General features: G+C 55.6%; 26 protein-coding genes. 18 read left to right on the top strand and 8 right to left on the bottom strand.

Annotated elements, in window-relative coordinates; translation table 11 throughout:
* Positions 1-37: 37 nt before the first annotated feature.
* Genes marB through marR form a run of 3 tightly spaced genes read right to left on the bottom strand, consistent with a single transcriptional unit; the run spans position 38 to position 1121 of the window.
* Positions 38-253, bottom strand: coding sequence for a multiple antibiotic resistance protein MarB (gene marB / locus DD597_RS12050; RefSeq protein WP_048240814.1), 216 nt, complete (start codon positions 251-253; stop codon positions 38-40).
* A gap of 32 nt (positions 254-285) precedes the next feature.
* Entirely contained in the window at positions 286-666 is a 381-nt protein-coding gene (gene marA, locus DD597_RS12045) for an MDR efflux pump AcrAB transcriptional activator MarA (RefSeq protein WP_001303241.1), read from the bottom strand.
* A 20-nt stretch (positions 667-686) separates the two neighbouring features.
* Positions 687-1121 carry a multiple antibiotic resistance transcriptional regulator MarR gene (gene marR / locus DD597_RS12040; RefSeq protein ID WP_023314145.1) on the bottom strand — a complete coding sequence of 145 codons (435 nt, stop codon included), beginning with the start codon at positions 1119-1121 and terminating at the stop codon, positions 687-689.
* A 256-nt stretch (positions 1122-1377) separates the two neighbouring features.
* Between marR and DD597_RS12035 the strand changes: the two genes are divergently transcribed.
* Positions 1378-2043, top strand: a complete 666-nt coding sequence (locus DD597_RS12035) for a MarC family NAAT transporter (protein WP_023324645.1) — start codon at positions 1378-1380, stop codon at positions 2041-2043.
* 43 nt (positions 2044-2086) lie between these two features.
* On the opposite strand, the gene DD597_RS12030 is transcribed toward DD597_RS12035, so the two are convergent.
* Positions 2087-3283, bottom strand: coding sequence for a sugar transporter (locus DD597_RS12030; protein ID WP_063944717.1), 1197 nt, complete (start codon positions 3281-3283; stop codon positions 2087-2089).
* A 176-nt stretch (positions 3284-3459) separates the two neighbouring features.
* Between DD597_RS12030 and DD597_RS12025 the strand changes: the two genes are divergently transcribed.
* Entirely contained in the window at positions 3460-4248 is a 789-nt protein-coding gene (locus tag DD597_RS12025) for a PhzF family phenazine biosynthesis protein (protein WP_045342938.1), read from the top strand.
* Between the two features lie 22 nt (positions 4249-4270).
* Complete coding sequence (locus DD597_RS12020) at positions 4271-5083, top strand: PhzF family phenazine biosynthesis protein (RefSeq protein WP_003857174.1); 813 nt, start codon at positions 4271-4273, stop codon at positions 5081-5083.
* Here the strand turns inward: DD597_RS12020 and DD597_RS12015 are convergent.
* Positions 5080-5958: a LysR family transcriptional regulator gene (locus DD597_RS12015; protein ID WP_017382364.1), complete on the bottom strand. Its 879-nt coding sequence runs from the start codon at positions 5956-5958 to the stop codon at positions 5080-5082. The two genes, DD597_RS12020 and DD597_RS12015, sit on opposite strands and share 4 nt — an antisense overlap.
* 99 nt (positions 5959-6057) lie before the next feature.
* Here DD597_RS12015 and sad point away from each other — a divergent pair, with 99 nt between their 5' ends.
* From sad to DD597_RS11975, 8 genes are all read left to right on the top strand, one after another.
* On the top strand, positions 6058-7440 hold the full coding sequence (sad, locus tag DD597_RS12010; protein WP_129256217.1) for a succinate-semialdehyde dehydrogenase: 1383 nt from the start codon (positions 6058-6060) through the stop codon (positions 7438-7440).
* A gap of 127 nt (positions 7441-7567) precedes the next feature.
* Positions 7568-9157, top strand: a complete 1590-nt coding sequence (locus tag DD597_RS12005) for a methyl-accepting chemotaxis protein (RefSeq protein ID WP_048244070.1) — start codon at positions 7568-7570, stop codon at positions 9155-9157.
* A 62-nt stretch (positions 9158-9219) separates the two neighbouring features.
* Positions 9220-10146 (top strand): glutaminase B, encoded by a 927-nt coding sequence (gene glsB / locus DD597_RS12000; RefSeq protein WP_003857165.1) that lies wholly within the window; start codon positions 9220-9222, stop codon positions 10144-10146.
* The gene (locus DD597_RS11995) at positions 10146-10508 is read left to right on the top strand and encodes a DUF4186 domain-containing protein (RefSeq protein WP_003857163.1); all 363 of its coding nucleotides are present in this window, start codon (positions 10146-10148) and stop codon (positions 10506-10508) included. The genes glsB and DD597_RS11995 overlap by 1 nt, the downstream gene beginning before the upstream one ends.
* A gap of 58 nt (positions 10509-10566) precedes the next feature.
* Positions 10567-11532 carry a sensor domain-containing diguanylate cyclase gene (locus tag DD597_RS11990; protein ID WP_003857161.1) on the top strand — a complete coding sequence of 322 codons (966 nt, stop codon included), beginning with the start codon at positions 10567-10569 and terminating at the stop codon, positions 11530-11532.
* 82 nt (positions 11533-11614) lie between these two features.
* The gene (locus DD597_RS11985) at positions 11615-12142 is read left to right on the top strand and encodes a GNAT family N-acetyltransferase (protein WP_123060512.1); all 528 of its coding nucleotides are present in this window, start codon (positions 11615-11617) and stop codon (positions 12140-12142) included.
* Between the two features lie 116 nt (positions 12143-12258).
* Entirely contained in the window at positions 12259-13710 is a 1452-nt protein-coding gene (locus DD597_RS11980; protein ID WP_123060511.1) for a tagaturonate reductase, read from the top strand.
* Positions 13711-13911: 201 nt separating this feature from the next.
* Positions 13912-14826 (top strand): bestrophin family protein, encoded by a 915-nt coding sequence (locus DD597_RS11975; protein WP_003857155.1) that lies wholly within the window; start codon positions 13912-13914, stop codon positions 14824-14826.
* Here the strand turns inward: DD597_RS11975 and DD597_RS11970 are convergent.
* Positions 14814-15362 carry a GNAT family N-acetyltransferase gene (locus DD597_RS11970; RefSeq protein WP_023314155.1) on the bottom strand — a complete coding sequence of 183 codons (549 nt, stop codon included), beginning with the start codon at positions 15360-15362 and terminating at the stop codon, positions 14814-14816. The genes DD597_RS11975 and DD597_RS11970 overlap by 13 nt on opposite strands.
* A 303-nt stretch (positions 15363-15665) precedes the next feature.
* Here DD597_RS11970 and DD597_RS11960 point away from each other — a divergent pair, with 303 nt between their 5' ends.
* The 5 genes from DD597_RS11960 to DD597_RS11940 all read left to right on the top strand — a co-directional run bounded on the left by DD597_RS11960 (position 15666) and on the right by DD597_RS11940 (position 20650).
* Complete coding sequence (locus DD597_RS11960; protein ID WP_003857152.1) at positions 15666-16106, top strand: GNAT family N-acetyltransferase; 441 nt, start codon at positions 15666-15668, stop codon at positions 16104-16106.
* Positions 16107-16251: 145 nt separating this feature from the next.
* Positions 16252-17247, top strand: coding sequence for an alpha/beta fold hydrolase (locus tag DD597_RS11955; protein ID WP_129256216.1), 996 nt, complete (start codon positions 16252-16254; stop codon positions 17245-17247).
* Positions 17248-17291: 44 nt separating this feature from the next.
* Positions 17292-18032, top strand: a complete 741-nt coding sequence (locus DD597_RS11950; RefSeq protein WP_022651194.1) for a response regulator — start codon at positions 17292-17294, stop codon at positions 18030-18032.
* Positions 18029-19324, top strand: coding sequence for an ATP-binding protein (locus DD597_RS11945; protein ID WP_032609216.1), 1296 nt, complete (start codon positions 18029-18031; stop codon positions 19322-19324). The genes DD597_RS11950 and DD597_RS11945 overlap by 4 nt, the downstream gene beginning before the upstream one ends.
* 135 nt (positions 19325-19459) lie before the next feature.
* Positions 19460-20650 carry a cytochrome c biogenesis protein DipZ gene (locus DD597_RS11940; protein ID WP_045342948.1) on the top strand — a complete coding sequence of 397 codons (1191 nt, stop codon included), beginning with the start codon at positions 19460-19462 and terminating at the stop codon, positions 20648-20650.
* A gap of 6 nt (positions 20651-20656) precedes the next feature.
* On the opposite strand, the gene tam is transcribed toward DD597_RS11940, so the two are convergent.
* Together tam and DD597_RS11930 are read right to left on the bottom strand one after the other, a co-directional pair.
* Positions 20657-21415 carry a trans-aconitate 2-methyltransferase gene (gene tam / locus DD597_RS11935; protein ID WP_023314159.1) on the bottom strand — a complete coding sequence of 253 codons (759 nt, stop codon included), beginning with the start codon at positions 21413-21415 and terminating at the stop codon, positions 20657-20659.
* A gap of 84 nt (positions 21416-21499) precedes the next feature.
* Positions 21500-22084 carry an NUDIX hydrolase gene (locus DD597_RS11930; protein WP_023324657.1) on the bottom strand — a complete coding sequence of 195 codons (585 nt, stop codon included), beginning with the start codon at positions 22082-22084 and terminating at the stop codon, positions 21500-21502.
* A gap of 86 nt (positions 22085-22170) precedes the next feature.
* On the opposite strand from DD597_RS11930, the gene DD597_RS11925 reads away from it, so the two are divergent.
* Positions 22171-22929, top strand: a complete 759-nt coding sequence (locus tag DD597_RS11925; RefSeq protein ID WP_003857136.1) for a DeoR/GlpR family DNA-binding transcription regulator — start codon at positions 22171-22173, stop codon at positions 22927-22929.
* A gap of 104 nt (positions 22930-23033) precedes the next feature.
* Positions 23034-24326 carry a glycoside hydrolase family 28 protein gene (locus DD597_RS11920; RefSeq protein ID WP_045896810.1) on the top strand — a complete coding sequence of 431 codons (1293 nt, stop codon included), beginning with the start codon at positions 23034-23036 and terminating at the stop codon, positions 24324-24326.
* The last annotated feature ends 137 nt before the right edge of the window (positions 24327-24463 follow it).

Raw genomic sequence — 24463 nt, 5'->3', positions numbered from 1 at the left:
GCAGAAAAAAGCCCCGCATTAGCGGGGCAAAAACGAATTACAGGTCGTGGTTGTAATACGGCACGCCTAATTCGTCGGATTTGTCGCTGCCAGCGCCCATGTGATTGAAGTCCCAGGGCGACTGGTTTTGCGTGGACGGCATAATCATGGTGTCGCGATTATTTTGCTGACCCGCACTGGGGGTTTGCTCCGCGAAGCTCTGGCCGGAAACCAGCACCAGCAAGGTGAGGACGGCGGAGGCGATAAATTTCATGATTTCCTCGGTTACGTCTTAACAGGCGATGATTAACTGCAATGTTTAAGCGGATACAGATAACGGGATTCACCCGGCATACTGGTAATACGGTACTTATGAGGCGGCACGTCAAAGTAGTTCTTGAACGTACGCGTCAGGGTTTGTTGCGATTCAAATCCGTAACGTTCCGCCAGATAGAGGATCGGCTCATTGCTTTCTTTCAGTTTTTGGGCAATCTCCGTCAGCTTGCGGCTGCGAATATATTGTCCTAATGAATGGCCGGTCTCTTTTTTAAACATCCGTTGCAGGTGCCATTTTGAGTAACCTGAACGCTCAGACACTTTCTCAAGGGAGAGCGGAGATTCCAGGTTATCTTCGATCCAGTCCAAAATGCTATGAATGGTGATAGCGTCAGTATTGCGTCTGGACATCGTCATACCTCTTTTTCTGTTTACGGCAGGATTTTCTTGAGTAAGAGCTCAAGCGTTGCCACTTCATCTGCCGATAAGTTTTTTGTCAGTTCCTGGTGCAGTGTTTGTCCTACTAATTGATGACATTGCTCACACATGGCCGCGCCATCGCTGGTCAGTTTCACCAGTACGCCACGTTTGTCATTTGGGTTAGGGCTTCGTTCTACCCATCCTTTACAGACGAGACGATCCAGCATGCGGGTTAACGCACCCAGATCGACAGAGAGCACCTTTTTCAGCTCAACCGGCGTGATACACACTTCGCAGCGAATGGAACACAGCACTTTAAACTGTGTTGCGGTGATATCCAGCGGTGACAGATAGTCATTGAGCAGGCGATCTTTTTTCTGATTAACCATATGAATAAGACGACCCAGTGGGATTATGTCGTTAAAGAGGTCACTGGTGCTTTTCACAATGGTTGCCCTGGCAAGTAGTTTAGTCACGGCAGATATTATTGCTCAGGCAAGTATAAGTCAACTGAATGAATCGGCCGATGCCACGAAATGCTAAAACGCTTCAGGAACTCATTCTGTACGCTTTTAAATCATACAGATAATCTGGGGTTATGAATTACGAGAGACAATTATGGTTACGCTGCGCGGATGGCTACGGACGAGGATTTGCCCCTATAATTGCGATGTTGAATAAGGATAAGGACTGCGGTGCATTATGTTGGATTTGATTAAAGCAGTGGGACTTGGGCTGGTGGTGTTGCTGCCGCTAGCGAACCCGTTAACGACGGTGGCGCTTTTTCTGGGGCTGGCGGGGAACATGAACAGCACGGAGCGCAATCAGCAGTCGATGATGGCCTCTGTGTATGTCTTTGCCATAATGATGGTGGCTTATTACGCCGGGCAACTGGTGATGAATACCTTTGGTATTTCGATTCCCGGTCTGCGTATCGCTGGCGGGCTGATCGTGGCCTTTATTGGTTTCCGGATGCTGTTCCCGGCGCACAAAGCGCACGAATCCCCGGAAGCCAAAAGCAAATCGGAGGAGCTTGAAAGCGAACCGAGCGCCAACATCGCGTTTGTGCCGTTAGCCATGCCGAGCACGGCAGGGCCGGGAACGATTGCGATGATCATCAGTTCCGCCTCAACGGTGCGTGATGGGTCGACATTTCCGCACTGGGTTATCACCGTTGCGCCGCCGATCATTTTTGCGCTTATTGCCATTATTGTCTGGGGGTCATTGCGCAGTTCCGGGGCGATTATGCGCTGGGTGGGCAAGGGGGGGATTGAGGCTATCTCCCGTCTGATGGGCTTCCTGCTGGTCTGTATGGGCGTGCAGTTTATTATTAACGGCGTGCTGGAGATTGTTAAGACGTATCATTGAGAACGTTGCCGGGTAAGCGCAGAGCCACCCGGCATAACAAACGTCAACCGTGGCTGGACTGCTCTTCCATCGCGACCGGCCATTTACGGAAGATAAGCACCGACCAGATCAGCGCGATCAGCGCCGGAATCGCCCCGAGATAGCCAATGGCCGACATCGATACATGCAGGCTGATCTGATTTCCCACCAGCGCACCGGCGCCAATCCCCAGATTAAAAATCCCGGAGAAGAGCGACATCGCTACGTCCGTGGCGTCCGGGGCCAGCGCCAGCACTTTGACCTGCATTCCCAGACCAATAATCATGATCGCCACGCCCCAGAACAGACTGAGGATCGCCAGATGACTCTCGCTGCCTGCCGCAGGCATCAGTAACAGCAGACATGCCAGCAGCAGGCCAATCGCACTGCTTACAAGCGCAGACGCATGCTGATTGCCCAGCTTCCCGAACAGGATGCTGCCGATAATCCCCGCGCCGCCCAGGATCAGCAGCAGAACGGTGGCAAAGTTAGCGCTAAAGCCCGCCACAACCTGAACAAACGGCTCAATATAGCTGTAGGCCGTGTAATGGGCGGTCACCACAATCACGGTCAGCAAATAGATGCTCATCAGCGCCGGTCGACGCATCAGCAGCGGAAGACTTTTCAGCGAGCCGGAGTGTTCGCTGGGCAGTTTTGGCAGCAGTTTGATCAGACACACCAGGGTGATCAGCGCCCCCATGCCGATGGCAAAGAAGGTGGTGCGCCAGCCGAAGTATTGACCCACAATGCGCCCGATCGGCAGGCCTAACACCATCGCCAGCGCCGTTCCGGTGGCAATCAGGCTCAGCGCCTGGGCGCGTTTCCCCGCCGGGGCCAGACGAATGGCGAGCGATGCGGTGATCGACCAGAAAACGGCATGGGCAAACGCGATGCCGACGCGGCTGATGACCAGCACGGTGAAGTTCCATGCCATAAATGACAGCACATGGCTGGCAATGAACACCACAAACAGCCCAATCAGCAGCTTACGACGTTCCATCTGGCTGGTCAGCAGCATAAACGGCAGCGACATCAGCGCTACCCCCCATGCATAGATGGTCAGCATAATGCCAACCTGTGCCGTTTCCATATGGAAGCTGGCTGCAATGTCGGACAGCAGCCCAACCGGAACAAATTCCGTGGTGTTGAAAATAAACGCTGCGATGGCGAGCGTGACCACGCGTAGCCACGCGACCCTGCGGGAAACCGTGTGTGTTGTCATAGGGATATCTGGGATTCGTTGCCTGAAAGATGAGGAGACGATCTTAAAGCCTTAAACGGCGAAAACTCAACCGTTATGTGATATGAATCACAAAATTTACCTTCATGCAGCGGTAGCGAACGCGGTTGTTTTCATTGAAGATAAAGAACAACACAACAAAAACAGGCGGTAACACAATGCAGGAGATTGATTTTTATCTGGTAGATGCGTTCAGCGCGTCCTCCTTTGGCGGCAACCCGGCGGCGGTGTGCCCCCTCGACGCGTGGCTACCGGATGAGACGTTACTGCGGATGGCACAACAGCATAACCAGTCGGAAACCGCGTTTTTTGTGTGTACCAAAGGGGGGATCGAGTTGCGCTGGTTCACCACGCTAACCGAGGTTAATCTGTGTGGTCACGCGACGCTTGCCGCGGCGTATATTCTGTTTAACGAACTGGATTATCCGGACTCACGCCTTCATTTTGACACTGCCTCTGGTCGCCTGACCGTCAGCCGTGAAGGTGACTGGATGACGCTGGACTTCCCGGCCTGCCCGACGCAGGCACAGACGCCGCCACCGGAGTTGCTCACCGCACTCGGTATCACCCGCTACGTCGAGGCGCGAAAAGGCCGCGCCTGGGTGCTGGTACTGGAGAGCCGCGAGCAGGTGGAAGCCATTAATCCGGATTTCTCCGCCATGACGCCGGGGGAGCATAAAGTGGCCGTCACCGCCCGGGACGAAGGAGAATACGACTTTATCAGTCGTTTCTTCTCGCCGGGCGTGGCCGTGCCGGAAGATCCTGTCACCGGCTCCGCGCACACCATGCTGATCCCTTACTGGAGTGAACAGCTTGGCAAAACACAGATGTTTGCCCGCCAGGTTTCCGCCCGTGGAGGAGACGTACGCTGCGAACTCAAGGGCGACCGCGTGCGGATGGGCGGGCAGGCGGCGCTGTATCTGAAGGGCACAGTATTTCTGCGCTGAATAAATCTAAGAGGAACAAATGATGCAGGAAATTGATTTTTATCTGGTAGATGCCTTCAGCGACAGGGCGTTCGGCGGCAATGCGGCGGCGGTGTGTCCGCTGGAAGCGTGGCTACCGGATGAGACGCTGCTGAAGATGGCGAAGCAGCATAATCAGTCAGAGACGGCGTTTTTTGTCCGAACGGATAACGGGTTTGAACTGCGCTGGTTTACCACGCAGGATGAAATTAACCTCTGTGGCCACGCAACCCTCGCGGCTTCTCACGTTATTTTTGAATACCTGGATTATCCGCATACGGAAATCACCTTCACCACGCGCTTTGTCGGCGAACTGACGGTACAACGCAGCGGCGACTGGCTGACGCTTAATTTCCCGGCGTGGTCAACCGAGGTTGTCGATACTCCACCCCCAGTGCTGTTCAGCGCGCTGGGCATTAACGCGACAAACGAGGTCCGTGTGGGGCGTGACTACATGGTGGTGCTCGACAGCCAGCGGCAGGTGGAGGCGCTGACGCCGGATATCACTGCCATGCTCCCGCTGGGGAAAATGGTCTGCGTTACAGCGCCGGGAGATGAGTATGATTTCGTCAGCCGCTTCTTCTGCCCGGGGGAAGGGGTGCCGGAGGATCCGGTGACGGGATCAGCTCACAGCATGCTGATCCCGTACTGGAGCGAAAAGCTTGGTAAAACGCAGATGTCGGCCCGCCAGGTCTCCTTGCGCGGCGGGGATCTGCGCTGCGAGCTGAAAGGCGACCGCGTGCTGATTGGCGGGCAGGCCACGCTGTATATGAAGGGAAAAATTTTCCTTCGACTCCAGGACTACGTTCAACTTTAACAACTGGGCGCAGGTGGCTGACGCTCGTTCAGCAGCGCGATAAATGCCTCCAGCTGGCGAGTCATCGCCCCGCGTCGCCACACCAGCCAGGTGGTGAGCCAGCGCCAGTTTTCCGCCAGCGGCCACGCCGCCACCTGATGATGCCCCGGCATGCTCTCCAGCATGGAGCGGGGCATCAGCGCAATGCCTGCCCCGGCAATCACACAGGCGAGCATCCCGTGGTAGGACTCCATCTCATGGATCCTTCCCGGCGTTACGCGGTCGGCATGGAACCAGCTCTCCAGATGACGCCGGTAAGAACAGTTGGCGCGAAAGGCATACACGTCGCTGCCGCTCACCTGCGTGGCTTTTGACACTTCCGCGTGGCCCGCAGGGGTGACCAGCATCATCTCTTCCCGGTAAACCGGCATTCCTTCCAGTTCCGGGTGCGAGAGCGGCCCGTCGACAAAGGCGGCACTAAGCGTCCCTTCAAGCACGCCGTCAATCATCGTACCGGAAGGCCCGGTGGATAACGCAAACTGAATGCGCGGATAGCGCTGGTTAAACCGCGCCAGACTTTCCGGAATGCGTACGGCGGCGGTACTTTCCAGCGCGCCGAGCGAGAATAATCCCTGCGGTTCATCCCCGGCGACGACCATTCGCGCTTCGTCGACCAGCGCCAGGATCTGTTTGCTGTAGCGCAAAAAATTGTGCCCGGCGGGGGAAAGCCGCAGGCGCTGATTCTCGCGAATAAACAGCTCCACGCCGAGATCCGCTTCTAGCTGTCGGATGCGGGTGGTGAGGTTTGAGGGCACCCGGTGTACCTTCTGCGCCGCCTGGGTAATGCTGCCGGTCAGTGCGACGGCGTTAAACATCTCAAGCTGTGTTAAGTCCATGCCGTTCTCGATTCGTGAATAAGGTGGTGAGTATTATTCATTTTTAAGAAATAGCAGAGTAGGCCACAATCAATCAACTGTTATTACGTGGAGGACATCATGATGTATTCATCTGCTACCCATGCCCACTCTGTCAACCCGGCTACCGGCGAAACGCTGGCTGCTTACCCGTGGGCAACGTCCCGTGACGTTGAGCGTGCCATTGCACAGGCGGATACCGGTTTTCGTCAATGGCGACGCGAAAGCGTGGCGCACCGGGCGCAAAAACTTCGCGATCTGGGTGCGGCGCTGCGTAGTCGTGCGGAAGAGATGGCGCAGACTATCTCCCGGGAGATGGGCAAGCCCATTGTGCAGGCGCGTGCGGAGGTGGCTAAGTCCGCCAGCCTTTGCGACTGGTACGCTGAACACGGCCCGTCGATGCTGCACCCGGAATCAACCCAGGTCGAAAATGCGGTGATTGAGTACCGTCCGCTGGGACCTATTCTTGCGGTGATGCCGTGGAACTTCCCGCTCTGGCAGGTGCTGCGCGGTGCGGTGCCGATCCTGCTGGCAGGGAACAGCTATCTGCTTAAACATGCGCCTAATGTGCTCGGCTCGGCGGAGCTGATCGGGAAGGTATTCGCGGATGCCGGTTTCCCGGAGGGGGTCTTTGGCTGGGTGAACGCGACGAATGACGGCGTCAGCCAGGCGATTAACGATCGGCGTATCGCGGCGGTGACCGTAACCGGCAGCGTTCGGGCTGGTGCGGCAATTGGCGCGCAGGCGGGCGCGGCGCTGAAGAAATGCGTGCTGGAGCTGGGCGGTTCCGATCCGTTTATCGTTCTGAACGATGCGGATCTTGATCTGGCCGTCAACGCGGCGGTGGCCGGACGTTATCAGAATACCGGACAGGTTTGTGCGGCGGCAAAACGCTTTATTGTGGAAGCGGGCGTAGCGGACGCCTTTACCCAACGCTTTGTTGACGCGGTCAAGGCGCTGAAGATGGGCGCACCGGATGAAGAAGATAACTATATTGGCCCGATGGCGCGATTTGATCTTCGCGATGAACTGCATCAGCAGGTGCAGGCTACGCTGGCGGAAGGGGCGACCCTGCTGCTCGGCGGAGAGAAGCTTGCCGGGAGCGGTAACTATTATGCGCCAACCGTACTCGGCGGCGTCACCCCACAGATGACGGCCTTCCGTCAGGAGCTGTTTGGCCCGGTGGCCGCGATTACCGTCGCCAATGATGCGGCGCACGCGTTGCAGCTGGCTAACGACAGCGATTTTGGCTTATCGGCGACGGTCTTTACCGCGAACGATGCGCTGGCTGAAACCTTCTCTCGCGAGCTGGAGTGCGGCGGAGTCTTTATCAACGGCTATAGCGCAAGCGATGCGCGCGTTGCCTTTGGCGGAGTGAAGAAGAGCGGCTTCGGGCGAGAGCTATCTCATTTCGGTCTGCATGAGTTCTGTAATGTGCAGACGGTGTGGAAGGACCGCATCTAATATTGTTGCCGGGTAAGGCCAGGCCGCTACCCGGCAATTCACGTTTCCTGTCATTTTTGCGTAATGGTTCTGTCATTTTCGTTTCGTAGACTCGCTCGCGCCTAACGTATTGTTACAGAAGAAAATTATGAACCTAACGCAAATTTTTCGCCGTCTTGCGCCGCGCTTTATTCCTCGTCAGTTTGGCCTGCTGACCGGCATCTTTTGTATTATTGGCCTTTTCTCTGCCCTGCAACTCTCTTCCTCCTTCCTGCTGACCGCCTCCCTGAATCAAGCCCAGCGTAACGAACAGCGCAATCAGCTGGCCTGGCAGCAACAGAGCAGGCTGGATCAGGCCCGTATTTCGCTGCTTGCGGCGAGCGATCTGCTCAACCGCTCCGGCGTGTACTTTATGCAGGATAAAGAGACCGGTTCGGAAGGGAGCTGGCATAGCCTGATGGACGAGGCGCAAAAATCCCTGGCGGCGTCTCAACAGGCATGGCAAGCATGGCTCGCGCTTAATCCTCCGCAGGACGAGGGGCTTGTTAACAGCTATCAGCTATTCTTCGGTGCCATTAGCGAGCAGGCGGAAGGGCTGGTGAAAACCAACAGCATCGACCTCTTTTTTGCCGTACCCGCCCAGGCCTTTCAGACCGATTTTAATGACAACTTTGCACGCTATCAGCAACGGAGTGAGAAGCAGGCGATACAGGGGCGTCAGTCGCTCATGGAACAACTCTCAGGCCTGCAACGGCTGTTCCTGTTTGCGCCGCTGGTGCTGCTGGCCATTGCCATAGCCGTCTGGTTCGGAATGGCGAAGTGGGTGATCTCCCCGCTACGCCGCCTGATTATCCATATTAACCAGCTTGCGGCAGGGGATTTGTCAGGCACGCCGCCTGACGTTGTGCGCTTTAACCGTGAAATCAGCCAGCTCTGCGGCAGTATTACCGCCATGCAGCTTGGGCTACAGCAGCTGGTGGCTCAGGTCAGCGAGGCCACTACCGCCATGGTTGAAAATATTGGGTCACTTGCGCAGGGGAATCAGAAGCTTTATCAGCAGTCTACGCGACAAGCCAAAGAGCTGGAGGAGGTGACCGCGCATATCGCCGATCTCGAAACCCACGTTGAGGGGAACACAGGTTATGCAAAACTCGCCCGCTCGCGCGCGGATGAGGCCCGACAGGCTGCCGTAGGCGGGGAGCAAATGATGGCGGCGGTGAATGGCTCGATGCAGACGATCGTCGACCGATCCTCAGAGATGCGCGGGATCGTCGCGATGATCGACAGCGTGGCGTTTCAGACCAACATTCTCGCCCTCAATGCTGCCATTGAAGCCGCCCATGCAGGAGAGCAGGGGCGCGGATTTGCGGTGGTCGCCCGGGAAGTGGGGTTGCTGGCCAGAAAAAGCAGTCACTCTACGCAAACCATCCAGGCGCTGATTAACCACTCGCTTCAGGGCATTGAGGAAGGATCTCAGGTGGTAAACCGTCTGGAAGAGAATTTGCAACAGGTCACCGGGCTGGTGGCGAATCTGAGCAGCCTGCTGAATGATATTTCCTTGGCCACCCTGAATCAGGGGGATAGCATCCATCAGATGACGCGCCAACTTCAGGCGCTGAATCAGGTATCACGTCAGACTGATGTGCTGGTTAGCGAAGCGTCAAATGCCTCTGAGCGCCTGCATCAACAGTCCGATCTTTTGTTGCAGGCCGTCTCGCGTTTTCGTCTCCCTGCCTGACGTGACGTATAAGCCTCTGTTATACTCGCAGCCCGTTTTAGCCTGAGGGCAAGGAGCAAAGTGTGGCTGCGGTCATCCATAATGAGATGCTGGACGAGATTCTGGCGCAGGTTCGTCCGTTATTGGGGCAGGGTAAGGTTGCCGATTACATTCCCGCGCTGGCGTCGATCAGCGGTAATAAGCTCGGCATCGCCATTTGTACTGTCGACGGGCAGCGTTTTCAGGCGGGAGACGCGCTGGAGCGATTTTCCATTCAGTCGATCTCAAAAGTGCTTAGCCTCGTTGCCGCCATGCGCCAGTATGACGAGCAGGAGATCTGGCAGCGGGTGGGCAAAGATCCGTCCGGTCAGCCGTTTAACTCCCTTCTTCAGCTGGAAATCGAACAGGGTAAGCCGCGTAACCCATTTATTAACGCCGGGGCGCTGGTGGTGTGCGATATGCTGCAAAGCCGGCTGAGCGCGCCGCGTCAGCGGATGCTACAGATTGTGCGGCAGCTTTCCGGCGTGCAGGACATCGCCTACGATCCGGTGGTAGCGCGCTCTGAGTTTGAACACTCTGCACGTAACGCCGCCATCGCCTGGCTGATGAAGTCCTTCGGCAACTTTCATAATGACGTTGCCACGGTGCTGCAAAACTATTTTCATTACTGCGCGCTGAAGATGAACTGCGTTGAACTGGCGCAGACTTTTCTGTTTCTGGCGCATCAGGGCCATGCCCCTCATCTGGGCGAGGACGTTGTCTCCCCGATGCAGGCCCGGCAGATCAACGCCTTAATGGCAACCAGCGGAATGTATCAGAATGCCGGTGAGTTTGCCTGGCGCGTGGGGCTGCCGGCTAAATCCGGCGTTGGCGGTGGGGTCGTGGCGATTGTCCCCCACGAGATGGCGATTGCCGTCTGGAGCCCGGAACTGGACGAGACCGGAAATTCACTGGCGGGCGTAGCGGCGCTGGAACAGCTGACCAAACGTCTTGGACGGTCCGTATACTGATGTCCACGTTAGATCCTCTGTTCGCGCGCCTGGCTCGCTCCACGTTTCGTTCACGATTTCATTTAGGGACGAAAGAGCGGCAATACTGCTGGGATAAGGGCGCAGAGACTATCGATAAGCATGCCGCCGATTTTGTCGCCGCGCGGCTGGCGCCTGCACACCCGGTGAATGACGGTAAGCAGACGCCGATGCGCGGCCATCCGGTTTTTATCGCCCAGCATGCCACGGCAACCTGCTGTCGGGGCTGTCTGGCTAAGTGGCACGCTATTCCGCAGGGCGTGCCGCTGAGTGCGCAGCAACAACAGTATATCGTCAACGTAATCCATCATTGGCTGGTCATAGAGGTAAATCGTGCCTCCTGAACTGACAATGTCTCTGTTTAAGCTACGCTTTTACTAATGCTCAGCGTCAGGAGACGTTATGAAGGCACCTCAAATTCCCGTTAATGAAGCGGAGCGCATGAATGCGCTGCGCGAATCCGGTCTGCTTGAGATCGACAATTATCCCGCGTTTGATCGTCTTACGCGGCTGGCAACACGCTTTTTCAGGGTGCCGCTGGCGATGATTACGCTGGTGGATGACCACGCCGCGATCGTGAAATCTGCTGACGGCCGGGCACTCGCCAGCCAGCCTCGCGACCTCTCGTTTTGCGGTCATACGATCCTGGGTGACGCGCCGCTGGTGGTGAGTGACACGCTCCTGGACGAACGCTTCGCGGATAATCCGCAGGTGGCGGGAGGTCCGGGCGTGCGCTTTTATGCCGGTTTCCCGCTGCGTTTACGCGACGGGGCGTGCGTAGGATCGTTGTGTCTCATTGATTACGCGCCGCGGGAGTTTACCGCGGCGGATGCCGCCGTACTGGCCGATCTCAGCGCGCTGGCGGAGGATGAATTTGCAGCCGTTAGCGCCGCCACGACCGATGAACTCACGGGATTGTTTAACCGTCGCGGGTTTAACCAGTTTGCGCAGTTTGCACTGTCGGTTTCGCAGCGTCGGGCAGAACCGTTAACCCTTGGCTGGCTGGATCTGGACCATTTCAAAACCATTAACGATCGCTTCGGACATCAGGAGGGTGACAAAGCTCTGAAAGCGATGGCCGCCCTGATGCGTTCCTCGTTCCGCGAGGCCGATCTGCTGGTACGTTTCGGGGGAGATGAGTTCGCGGTGCTGTTTGCGGATACCGATGAGCCTGGCGCCTGGATCGCCATGCAGTATCTCGTCGAACAAACGGAAAAGTATAACGCGCGTCAGCTGCATCCCTGGTCGTTACAGTTCTCCTGGGGGCTGAGCGAGTTCGATCATCACCGCAACGATATTCAGGCATGGTTAAAACACGCGGATGCGCAAATGTACGCCATGAAGCGGCAACACCACGGCGAAAAATGACATAACGAAATCCTATGTCATCGCTTATTGCGTTACAAAAATGTTAATAGCAAAGTGGAGAGATTCAACCTAAGGACGCGCAATGAACTCTCCCATGCTGATTAAACCTCTCTCCCGACAGGACATCCTCACCCATATTGATGCCCTGAACGATATTCTCGTCAACTGTGTCAACGGCGGCGCCTCTGTCAGCTTTATGCTGCCTTTTTCTGCCGGGAAAGCCCAAACCTTCTGGCTCGGCGTCGCAGACAGCGTCGGGCGCGACGAGCGTACCGTCCTGGGCTGTTTTGATGCGGAGCAGGGGCTGGTTGGCACGGTCCAGCTGATCACCGATCAGCCTGAAAACCAGCCGCACCGTGCAGATGTCGCGAAACTGCTGGTTCATGAGAAGGCGCGCCGTAAAGGGGCGGCAATGGCGCTGATGGAAGCCCTGGAGGCGGTTGCGCGTGAAAAAACGCTTACGGTGCTGGTGCTTGATACCTCGACCGGCAGCGGCGCGGAGACGTTTTATCAGAGAGCGGGCTGGCAAAAGGCGGGGGAGATCCCACGCTACGCCCTGATGCCGAACGGGGACATGACGGCGACCTCGATGTTCTATAAATTTCTTTGATATTTTTCACCATCGCGTCCTGAGTTGATCCAGACAGGGGTTCTGGTCCTGAAGTTTTGATAAGTTATCACACCAATCTTATCAGGCTGTATGACTAATCATAAAGGACCTCCATTGTGAACACTCTCAACCGTCGTGATTTTCCCGGTGCGTGCTACCCTGAACGTATCATCCAGTTTGGCGAAGGTAACTTCCTGCGCGCGTTCGTTGACTGGCAAATCGACCTCTTAAACGAGCATACCGATCTCAATGCCGGTGTGGTGATTGTGCGGCCGATCCAGAGCGATTTTCCACCGTCGCTGAGCACCCAGGATGGTCTGTATACCACGATTATTCGTGGTCTGAATGAGGAGGGAGAAGCGGTAAGCGATGCGCGTCTTATTCGTTCCGTAAATCGTGAAATCAGCGTCTACAGCCAGTACGATGAATTTCTGAAGCTCGCCCATAACCCGGACATACGGTTTGTCTTCTCCAATACCACGGAGGCGGGCATCAGCTATCACGCGGGGGATAAGTTTGACGATGCGCCAGCTGTCAGCTATCCGGCCAAACTGACGCGTCTGCTGTTCGAGCGCTTTACCCACTTTAACGGGGCAGCGGATAAAGGCTGGATTATCATTCCTTGCGAACTCATCGACTACAACGGCGATGCCCTGCGTGAACTGGTGCTGCGCTATGCACAGGAGTGGGCGCTGCCGGCGGCATTCATTGCGTGGCTGAATGATGCTAACACTTTCTGTTCGACGCTGGTTGACCGCATTGTTACCGGCTATCCGCGTGATGAGGTGGCAGAGCTGGAAGCCGGGCTGGACTATCACGACAGCTTCCTCGACACGGCGGAACATTTCTATCTGTTTGTTATTCAGGGGCCGAAATCACTTGCAGCTGAACTGCGCCTGGATAAATACCCACTCAACGTCCTGATTGTTGACGATATCAAACCGTATAAAGAGCGTAAGGTGGCGATCCTCAACGGCGCGCACACGGCGCTGGTTCCGGTCGCTTTTCAGGCCGGCCTGGATACGGTTGGGGAAGCCATGAACGACGCGGAAATTTGCGCGTTCGTAGAGAAAGCTATTTATGAGGAGATTATTCCGGTCCTGGATCTGCCGCGCGACGAGCTGCACTCCTTCGCCAGTGCCGTAACGGGGCGTTTCCGTAATCCGTACATTAAGCATCAGCTGCTGTCGATTGCACTGAACGGGATGACCAAGTACCGCACCCGCATTCTGCCGCAACTGCTGGCAGGGCAGAAGGCGACCGGCAAACTGCCAGCACGTCTGACCTTTGCTCTGGCGGCGCTGATTGCATTTTACCGTGCCGAGCGCAACGGTGAGCGCTATCCGGTGCAGGACGATGCGCACTGGCTTGAACGTTACCAGCAGCTGTGGACGCAACATCACGACAAACAGGTCACTACCCGTGAACTGGTATCGTCGGTGTTAAGCGTGAGCGAGCACTGGGAACAGGATCTCACTCTGGTTAACGGACTGGTAGACCAGGTTGCGCTGGATCTGGATGCGATTTTAAGCAAAGGCATGCGCGATGCGGTGAAACCGCTCTGCTAATCATAATGCCCGGCGTTTGCCGGGTTTTTTAAAGACCCCATTTAGTTACAACATACTATACTTTCTTTTTTTAGAAAGCACTTGCGGCACCGTGCGGTTCAGGCTTAACAGGTCAGAAAATGCAATGAACTATTAACATGCTTGCAACCGTGAGGGGGATCACGTTTAATAGCCGCGCTCTTTACTTTTCTGAAGCTGATTATGATTGTTCGTCCTCAACAGCACTGGCTGCAACTGATTTTTGTCTGGCATGGTTCGGTACTTCCCAAAATTTATACCCGACTGCTGCTTAACTTCCTGCTTTCCATCGCCGTGATTGTCATGCTGCCGTGGTACACCTCGCTGGGTATCCGGTTTACCGTCGCGCCGTTCAGCATTCTGGGTGTGGCTATCGCCATCTTCCTGGGGTTTCGCAATAACGCCTGTTATTCGCGCTACGTTGAGGCGCGTCTGCTTTGGGGGCAGTTGATGATAGCGGCGCGCTCGCTGTTTCGCGAGGTAAAAAACACCTTGCCGGATGATAAACATCTTGGAGAGTTTGTCCGCCTGCAAATCGCGTTTGCTAACTGTCTGCGAATGACTCTACGCAGAGAAACCAATGCCGATCAGCTGTCCCGCTATCTGGCTCCAGACGATTTACGCAAAGTGATGGACGCCAACTCGCCGGCGAACCGTATCCTGCTGATCATGGGGGAGTGGCTGGCCGTGCGGCGGCGTAGCGGGCACCTTTCAGACATTCTGTTTCACAGCCTCAACAACCGCCTGAATGATATGTCCATCGTGCTGGCTGGCTGTGAGCGTATCGCCAATACGCCAGTCCCGTTTGCCTATACGCTGATCCTGCACCGGACGGTGTATCTGTTCTGCATCATGCTGCCGTTTGCGCTGGTCGTTGACCTGCATTACATGACGCCCTTTGTCTCTGCACTGATTTCCTACACCTTTATCTCGCTGGACACGCTGGCGGAAGAGCTGGAAGATCCGTTTGGGACGGAAGATAACGATCTGCCGCTGGACGCCATCTGCAACATGATGGAGCGCGATCTGTTGCAGATGAACGATGAAGAGAACATACCTGAAAGACTGATGCCGGATAAGCATTATCAGCTGACCTGACGGGCATTCCACTCGTCGCGGGTGATTTCCCACAGCTCCGAATCCAGCAGACCGCTGACATAGGCTTTCTTCTCCGTCCTGATGAGCCGCATGCCGCTGCTGTCTGAAATACATCGGGAGCGGCTGTTTGCAGCCGCTTTCGGCGCGCGCAACACCGGTTTATTGAGCGTATTGAACCAGTAATCCGTGGCCGCAATACTCGCCTCGCGCATATATCCCTGGCCCTGAAATTCCGGCGCGAGCCAGAAGCCCCGATTGTTGTCCTCCACGTCATACAGGCAAATCAACCCCATCAGTTCGTCAGGCGCTTCGCGACGGCGAATCGTCCAGAACCACGCAATCCCTTTGGCCATATCGGGCAGTGCAACGTTGTTGACATAATTTTCTGCACCGTTTTCCGGGTAGGGCCAGGGGACTGAAGCCACCATATAGCGGACAATCTCCCAGCGCGGATAGTGTTGCTGGATCTGGACGGCATCTTCTGCAATCAGGGGGCGTAATATCAGGCGCTCGGTGGTAAGCGTGGGTATGGTCATCCGCTGATCTCCATAATTAAGCGTTATGCTTTTGTTTGGGTTCTGGTATTTTCATCAATATCACATTCTATTTGGTCGTGCTTTTGTTATTCAGGTTTATCCATAAAAGGGGTTATATGATGCTGAGAAAAGCCAGGCCCGAAGAAGCCGAAACACTCTGGCACGTCCGTAACGAAGCGATTCGCCATGGCTGCAAAATCTAGTGGGTTTTGCCATGCTGGGTGAAAATACGCATTACTCGCGTATGGCCGACGCGCATTTACGCTGTATTGAAATGGCAATTGATTTGTAAGGTCAGAACAGATGACGCTAACCGTACGTCCTTTATGCACAGATGATTACCCACAATGGCGACCGCTGTGGGATGGCTATACCCATTTTTATGAGTGCTACCTTGACGAGTCCGTTACCGCGGCCACCTGGGACAGGGCGCTCGCAGATTCATCATCTCTGTTTTGCCGTGTCGTGGAGAAGGACGGCCGCGTCATCGGCTTCGCCATGTGCGTCCTGCATGAAGGGACCTGGTCAACCGCGCCCGTTTGCTATCTGGAAGATCTGTTTGTTGACGCTGCCGAACGTGGCGCAGGGGCGGGTAAAGCGCTTATCGACGCCCTGATCGATGAAGGCAAGCGGGAAGGGTGGTCAAAACTCTACTGGGTAACCCGCATGAATAATCCTGCGCGTAAGCTGTATGATCACTATGGTGAAGCCGACGATTACGTCCGGTACCGAATCTCGCTTTAGTCGTTTAATACCTGGGTTTGTATCACACTGTATCTGCCTCTGTGATACATACACAGGTATGCAATAAAACCGCATCCGCACACATCTCCTATACAAACGCATGGTGTTATATCTCCGTCAACTGAACTTACACGGAGATAACATCATGTTTAATAAACTCGCATACTCAGCCGTCGCCCTGACCGTATCACTTGGCACCGTGATGTCCTGCCAGGCAGAAGCGACGGGTAAGGATTACGCGTCGGCCTTTAACCAGGTTAAACAGATTAACGCTGGCGATTTGAACGTCGGTTACATCGATATCGGGCCAAAAGAGGGGCAACCGGTGATCCTGCTACATGGCTGGCCGTACGACATTCACAGTTATGAAGAAGTGGCCCCCGCGCTGGCCGCGAAGGGGTATCGTGTCATTGTGCCGTCCCTGCGCGGGTACGGCACCACACGCTTTATTTCTGATAAAACGCCGCGAAACGGCCAGCCTTCGGCAATGGCAAAAGACATCGTCAACCTGATGGACGCCCTGAATATCAAACAGGCGGTGTTTGCCGGTTATGACTGGGGGGCGCGTACGGCAGATATCGTTGCAGCGCTCTGGCCGGAACGGGTGAAATCGCTGGTCTCGGTAAGTGGCTACCTGATCAGCAGCCAGGCGATTGGCAAACAGCCTTTACCGCCGAAGGCAGAGGTTCAGTGGTGGTATCAGTTCTATTTCGCCACGCCGCGCGGGGCGGAGGGCTATACTAAAAATACGCACGATTTTGCCCGGTTGATTTGGTCCCAGGCTTCGCCTGACTGGAAATTCAGCGATGCCACCTTCAATGCCAGCGCCAAATCCCTCGATAACCCGGACCACGTTGCCGTCACGCTCAGTAATTACCGCTGGCGTCTGGGGCTGGAGAAGGGTGAGCAGAAATATGACGCCTACGAACAAAAGCTGGCTACGCTGCCGAATATTACGGTGCCGACCATCACCATCGAGGGCGGTAACAACGGAGCACCACATCCTGTACCCGCAGCCTATGCAGGGAAATTCACCGGAAAATATGAGCACCGTACTTTCGGCGCAACGGTTGGCCACAACCCGCCGCAGGAAGATCCGCAGGACTTTGTTAAAGCCGTTGTCGACGCGGATAAGCTCTGATATGTGCTATTTTCAATCCGTTACCTCTTAATCAGGAGCCTGCGGTGGAGCATATTGATCACATCCTTGTCGTCGATGACGACAGGGATATTCGTGAACTGATTGTCGATTACCTCGTGAAATCCGGCTACCACGCCTCTGGCGCGGCGAACGGGAAAGAGATGCGCGTAGTGCTCGACAAACAGCATATCGACCTGGTGGTGCTGGACGTGATGATGCCCGGCGATGATGGCCTGACGCTGTGTCGACAGCTGCGCAGCAGCAGGCATAAGGATCTGCCGATCCTGATGCTCACCGCGCGCAACGAGGACACGGACCGGATCCTGGGACTGGAGATGGGCGCCGACGATTATGTGGTGAAACCGTTTGTGGCCCGCGAACTGCTGGCGCGTATCAAAGCTATCCTGCGTCGTTTTCGTACTATGCCGCCTAATCTTCAGGTGACCGAGGCAGGGCGCCTGGTGGTGTTCGGTGAATGGCAACTGGATACCGTGGCGCGTCATCTGATTGATAACGAGGGGATGGTTGTGGCGCTCAGCGGGGCGGAATATCGCCTTTTGCGCGTATTCCTCGATCATCCTCAACGGGTGCTGACCCGCGATCAGCTGCTGAACCTGACGCAGGGACGTGATGCCGAGCTGTTTGAGCGTTCGATTGATCTCCTGGTGAGCCGCGTGCGACAGCGCCTGAATGAAGATGCCCGCACGCCGGCCTACATTAAAACCGTTCGCAGCGAAGGCTACGTTTTTACCATGCCGGTGACCATCGTCGAGGCCAATGAATGACGCTGTGGCCCCGCACCTTACTGGCCCGGCTGCTGATCATTGTGCTGCTTGGACTCTTACTGGCTAACGCGCTCAGCCTGACGCTGGTCATGGTTGAGCGAATGCACAGCGCGCGCACGGTTATGCTGGGCAATCTTGAGAATGACGTGGCGACCAGCGTGGCCATTCTCGACCGGCTTCCGGCCAAAGAGAGGCCAGAGTGGCTGGAACGGCTCAGTCGCGGTAATTATCGTTATATCCTTGGCCCCGGCGAGGCAGGCGCCGCACCAACGGACAAGCGCTCGCGGGATGCAATTCGCACCCTGAAAGAGACGCTTTCAGCCCAATATCCGCTCCAGTTTACGGCGGTGCCAGGGCCAATCTCCCATATTCAGGCCCATCTGACGCTCCGCGACGGCGCACCGCTCACTATCGATCTGATCCCGCGCATGCCGCCTGTCGCCAGCTGGTTACCCGTGGTGCTAGTTCTTCAGCTGTTACTTGTCGCGCTCTGCTCCTGGATTGCCGTACGCCAGGTTGTCCGGCCTTTCCTGCAATTCACGCGTGCGGTTGATTCCCTCGATCCTGCGGCCCATTCACCGATGACTGAAAAAGGACCGGTTGAAGTGCGCCAGGCTGCACACGCTTTTAATGAGATGCAGTCGCGGATACAAACGTATCTGCGTGAACGCGCGCAGATTCTGGCGTCCATTTCTCACGATCTCCAGACGCCCATCACGCGCATGAAGCTGCGGATCGAAATGGCAGATCAGCCCGAACTCCGCGATAAGCTGCTGAGCGACCTGGATAATATGTCGCGCCTGGTACGGGAGGGGATTGCCTATGCCCGGTCATCAGAATCACTGGAAGAGACCACGCTGAAGCTGGAGCTGAACGCGTGGGTTAACAGCATCGCCAGTGATTATCAGGACATTGGTAAAAACGTGCAGTTTCATGCACGCAATGCGCGTCTGCCGATCGTTACTCGTCCACAGGCATTGCGCAGGGTAATGACCAATCTGCTGGATAATGCGCTCAAGTTTGGCGATAGCGCGGTTATAGAGATTGATGAAGATGAAAGGCAGGTAGCGATCCGTATTATGGATAACGGCCCCGGCATCCCGGAGGCAGAACTGGAGGCGGTGTTACAGCCGTTCTACCGGGTTGAAACGTCGCGCAACCGCGAAACGGGCGGCACCGGGTTAGGGCTCGCCATTGCCGCGCAGCTCACCGCCCAGCTTGACGGGAAATTGCATCTTGCAAACCGGGCAGAGGGCGGGCTGGTCGTAAGCGTGACTCTTCCGCGCGGTTAATTGTACGCCTGTGTATCTGCACCCCGTGCCGATACGCAGGCAGACAAAATTCAGCTTTTCGCACACGGCCTGAACACATTCGTACGGTCAAATAACCTCACTGCACCTTCGCAGCAACCGTATCGTGAGGTCGTTATGTTTCTGATAATCGCTTTTTTGGGCGGCATGATTAGCCTGCTCAGTCCGTGCACGCTTCCCGTCATTCCTCTGCTGTTCGCTGGCTTTCAGGGGCAGCGCAAACACATTCTGGCGCTTCTGGCGGGAATGATTGTGATGTTCACGTTGGTGGCGATGGTAGTAACGGTTGCCAGCGAGTGGATCGCTGACGCCACCGTTATCGGTCGCTGGATTGCGCTGCTGATACTGAGCATTGCCGCCCTGGCTCTGATCTTCCCGCAGTTTGCTCAGCGCATTGCCCGTCCGGCGGTCAGTGCGGGAAACGTTCTCAACACCCACAGCGTTCAGCGACGCGGCCTGGTTTCGGCTTTTCTGGCAGGGCTGGCCGTTGGACTTCTGTGGTCCCCCTGTGCCGGACCGATTCTCGGGGCGATCTTCAGCATTAATATTGCGGGCCACTCGGCCATCGCAACCGGAGCGCTGTTAGCCGCTTACGGCAGTGGATGCGCGTTGATGCTGGGGCTGCTTGTCGCGGGGGGCCGTAAGCTGATAACCCCTCTGAGAGCCAAATCCGCATTGATGGCGCGTTTGCGTCAGGGAGCGGGAGTGATGATGTTAGCTGCCGTTGCGTTCAACGCCAGCGGGATGACCTCAGCCCTGAAAGGTGCCAACGGTATTGCCGACCAGCTGGAAAACGCTCTGTTGAGCCTTGCGCAACCATCCTCCACGCAGGTGAAACTGCAACCAGTCGCTGACGCAACGCCGAGCAGCCAGCTACCATCATTAAGCGGCGGTACGGGCTGGGTAAACGGTGACCCTGTCACGTCTGAGGCCTTGCGGGGGAAAGTTGTGCTTATCGATTTCTGGACCTGGGACTGTATCAACTGCCAGCATACCCTTCCGCATGTTCGAGACTGGGCGAAGAAATATGAGTCACAAGGTCTGGTGGTGATTGGCGTCCACACCCCGGAATACCCCTGGGAAAAGCCGTTATCATCGGTGAAAAACGCGGTCAATAAATGGCAGCTGCCGTACCCCGTAGTGACGGATAATAACTACAAAATCTGGAGCGCGTTCGGAAATCAGTACTGGCCAGCGCATTACTATTTCGATGCGAAAGGGCAACTGCGTTACACCGCGTTTGGCGAAGGTAACTACGACAAGCAGGAGGCCGTGATTCAGCAGTTGCTCAAGGAAGCGCGTTCCTGATCCGGCTTACGGAACCCGCTGAGCCACCATAAACAGGCGCGGAAAAGCCAGCAGTATCTGCCCGTTCTCCTGGAGCGGATACTGCTCTTCCAGCAGCTCAAGGTAGCGTTTCAGATAGTTTTTCTGCTCGCTTTCGTTGAGTTCCTGTAACCACGGCCGTAACCCCGTCGCGCTGACCCAGTCAATAATCGCCTGATGAGAGCTCATCTGATGGAAGTAGGTGGTGCGCCAGATATCCACGTCACATCCCGCTTCCGTCAGAATATCGTAGTAGGCATGGATACCCGGCAATGGCTCGCGGCCACGATCGGGGTAGCCCTGTTCCCAGGCAACTTCACGCATCAGGGCGTGCGTCGGCTCAAGCCAGTTGTCAGGCATTTGCACCGCCAGCACGCCGTTTAACTGGAGCAGTGAAACCAGGTGTGGCAGAAGGTGGTAATGGTCCGGGATCCATTGCAATGAGGCGTTGGCGTAGATCAGGCTGAGCGGCTGGTCAGGTTTGTAGTGACGGATATCCGCCTCAACAAAGTGGCAGTCTGGCAGGGCCTGTCGGGCTTCCTCCAGCATGGCCGGGGAGTTATCCACGCCGGCGATCTGCGCAGAAGGCCAGCGCTGTTTCAGCAGCGCGGTGCTGTTGCCTGGCCCGCAGCCCAAATCCACGGCTGAGGTTATGTCAGCAAGCGGCACCCGGGCCAGTAACTCAGCGGCGGGACGTGTGCGTTCTGCGCTGTACTGTAGATAAAGAGAGGGATCCCAGTCGGCCATTTTCGCATCTCCATGTTGAGGTGTTCAGCAAGAATAGCACAGGCAAATACCTGCGCCGGGGCAGGTATCTGGCTAATGGTGAGATTATAAAATGCCTTTGAGGGCCAGGTGATAGAGCAGCATGATGGTTTTTCCGTCGACGATCTGCCCATTTTCAATGCCCCGAAGCGCGTCGTCCAGCGTCATTTCCAGCACGTCGATATCTTCCCCCTCAGCTTTAACGCCGCCGCCCGCGCTGGTCCGATCCTGCGGATGATATTCCGCCAGATAGAAGTAGAGTTTCTCGGTAACCGAGCCCGGGCTCATATAGGCCTCAAAAATTTTCTCTACGCGCGTCACCTTAAACCCGGTTTCTTCTTCCGCTTCGGCCTTAATCCGGCTTTCCGGGTCAAGGTTATCGAGCAAGCCGGCGGCCGCCTCAATGAGATCCTCTTCGTGACCATTGATAAACACCGGGAAACGGAACTGACGCGTCAGAATGACGGTTTTGCTGTCGCGATTATAGAGCAGGATCGTCGCGCCATTCCCCCGGTCATACACTTCACGCTCTTGCCGCTGCCAGTCGCCATCGCTGCGCTGGAAGTCAAAAGTGTATTTTTTCAGGTTATACCAGTTGTCGGACAACGTTTCGCTGTTGATGATGCGTATATCTGCACGTTTTGATTGCACGTTTGGCTCTCCTCTCGTAGAGTAAGCATCATAAACAGCACTATCGCGCAAATACAAGATATATCGTGCAACATCAGGAATAAATCATGCTTACAAGCCAGCGTAAACAGTTGATTCTGGAAAAACTGGAGGCGGAAGGCCAGGTCCAGTCAACTGCGCTCAGCCTCTTTTTCTCGGTGTCTGAGGACACTATCCGCCGGGATTTACGTGAACTGGCGGCAGAAGGGCGTTTGCAGCGTGTTCACGGCGGTGCACTGCCAGCATCTTCAGCAATTGCGCCTTTTGCCGAGCGTCAGTCCGTCAAAATGGATGCAAAAAAACGCGTGGCACGGCGAGGCGCGCAGCTCATTTCACCGGGGCAGGTGGTGATCATTGATGGCGGGACGACCACCTCCGAACTTATTACATTCTTGCCACCCGATTTACCGATAACCGTGGTGACGCACAGCCCGGGTATCGCATTGGGTCTGGTCGGCCATCCGAGCATAGAGGTGATCCTGATCGGTGGTCGTTTGTATAAACACTCCATCGTCACGGTCGGCGCGGCCGCAATTGAAGGCATCAATAATATTCATGCGGATCTGTTTTTCATGGGTGTCACCGGCGTGCATCCTGAGGCCGGGCTGACCACCGGAGATTATGAAGAAGCGTGCATCAAACGTGCATTTTCCGGCAGAGCGGCGGAAACGGTGGTACTGGCCTCACCGGAAAAGATCAACACGGCCTCGGCGTTCGTGATTGGCGACCTGTCGCTGGTGAATACGCTGGTTGTTGAAAACACAACGGATGAACGCTGGGTGAGCGCCATGAAAGAAAAGGGCGTTACGGTGATCGCAAGCCAGTAAATATCCGCTTTTTTGCCAGCCTGACCGCCAGGCTGTCAAACAGACAAAGGTTATCCTTCACGCGGATTTCTAGACTAAGGCTTTCATCTGTTTAAGGACAAGCCATGAAAGCGATCTCCATTCTGGCGTGTGGCGCGGACCCAACCGCGCAACGCCTGTCAACGTCTGCCATTCAGCAGGCCATAAACAGTGCTCAAGAGAACGATGTCATTGTTATTCCGCAAGGCCGTTTTCTGACCGGCGCACTGTTTCTGAAAAGCGGTGTTTCGCTTCGCCTGGATGCTGGCGCACAGCTCGTTGGAAGCCAGGATCTGGCTGATTATCCCCTGATAAACACCCGGGTGGCCGGCATTGATATGCGCTGGCCGGCAGGCATTATTAATATCATTGATTGTGAAAACGTCAGCATTACCGGTACAGGCACGATAGACGGGCAGGGTGTCATCTGGTGGCAACGCTTCTGGGGCGATGACGAACGCAGCGGCATGGTTGGCGATTACAGCGCCAGAGGATTACGCTGGGTGGTTGATTACGACTGTCAGCGCCCGCGCAATATCCTGGTCTTTGAAAGCCAGAACATTCTGCTGCGTGATTTTACCAGTCGGGAGTCCGGATTCTGGAACATACACCTCTGTTATTCGCGCCGTATCGCGGTTGAGGGTGTGCAAATCAGCAATTCTGCGGGGCCGAGCACCGACGGGATTGACGTCGACTCCTGCGAACAGGCGCGGATTGAACGCTGCATTGTGTCCTGCAATGACGACAATATTTGCATCAAATCTGGACGAGGACGCGAAGCGGCGCAAAAAGCACGTACCGCGCGGGATATAGTGATTCGAGGATGTACGCTGAATAAGGGATCCGGGATCACGCTGGGGAGTGAAACTTCAGGTGGCATTGAACGCGTCCTGATAGAAGATAACGCGTTTAACGGAACGGGCGTCGGGTTCCGCATTAAGTCGGCCCGCAACCGTGGCGGGTTTATCCGTGATATCACCGTCCAAAATTTACGTCTTACGGACGTACGTTTTCCGGTGCTGATCCAGCTGAACTGGTTTCCGCAGTACAGCTATGGCGACCAGAGCAATTTATCTGATAAACCAGAACACTGGCGCAAGCTGGCTGAAGGTGTTGAGGGCGAAGCCGGTCTTACTGAGGTCAGCGGACTGACGATTAAAAATATGACGGCGCGTCGCTCAGACAACAAATATTTCTCGCGGGCATTTTTCATTGCGGGGTATCCGGAGCGTCCTGTGGCCGGGTTAACGCTGGAGGGGATTTTTATTGACGCGACAGAGTTTGGGAAAATTTCCGGTGTGGATGGGTTGCGCTTTCAGGATGTGCAGGTGACTGCCGTAGAGAACACGCAAGACTGTAACGACAGTTATGAACGTTGATGGCATAGAATCTATGGGCATAATTCGCTGAATGAGCAGAACAAGGCTGGGCCCGAAACGGCTGGATTTGTTCTTAATTAATCTTAGTGCGCATAATGTATATTATGTTAAATTGGATATTATGAAGCCTATCCCTC

This window comes from Enterobacter cloacae complex sp. 677-3DZ2D5B (assembly GCF_004136695.1).
Taxonomy (GTDB): domain Bacteria; phylum Pseudomonadota; class Gammaproteobacteria; order Enterobacterales; family Enterobacteriaceae; genus Enterobacter; species Enterobacter hormaechei_C.
The sequence above is the reverse complement of the archived record's forward strand: the minus strand, read 5'-3'. Positions and strand labels throughout refer to the sequence as shown.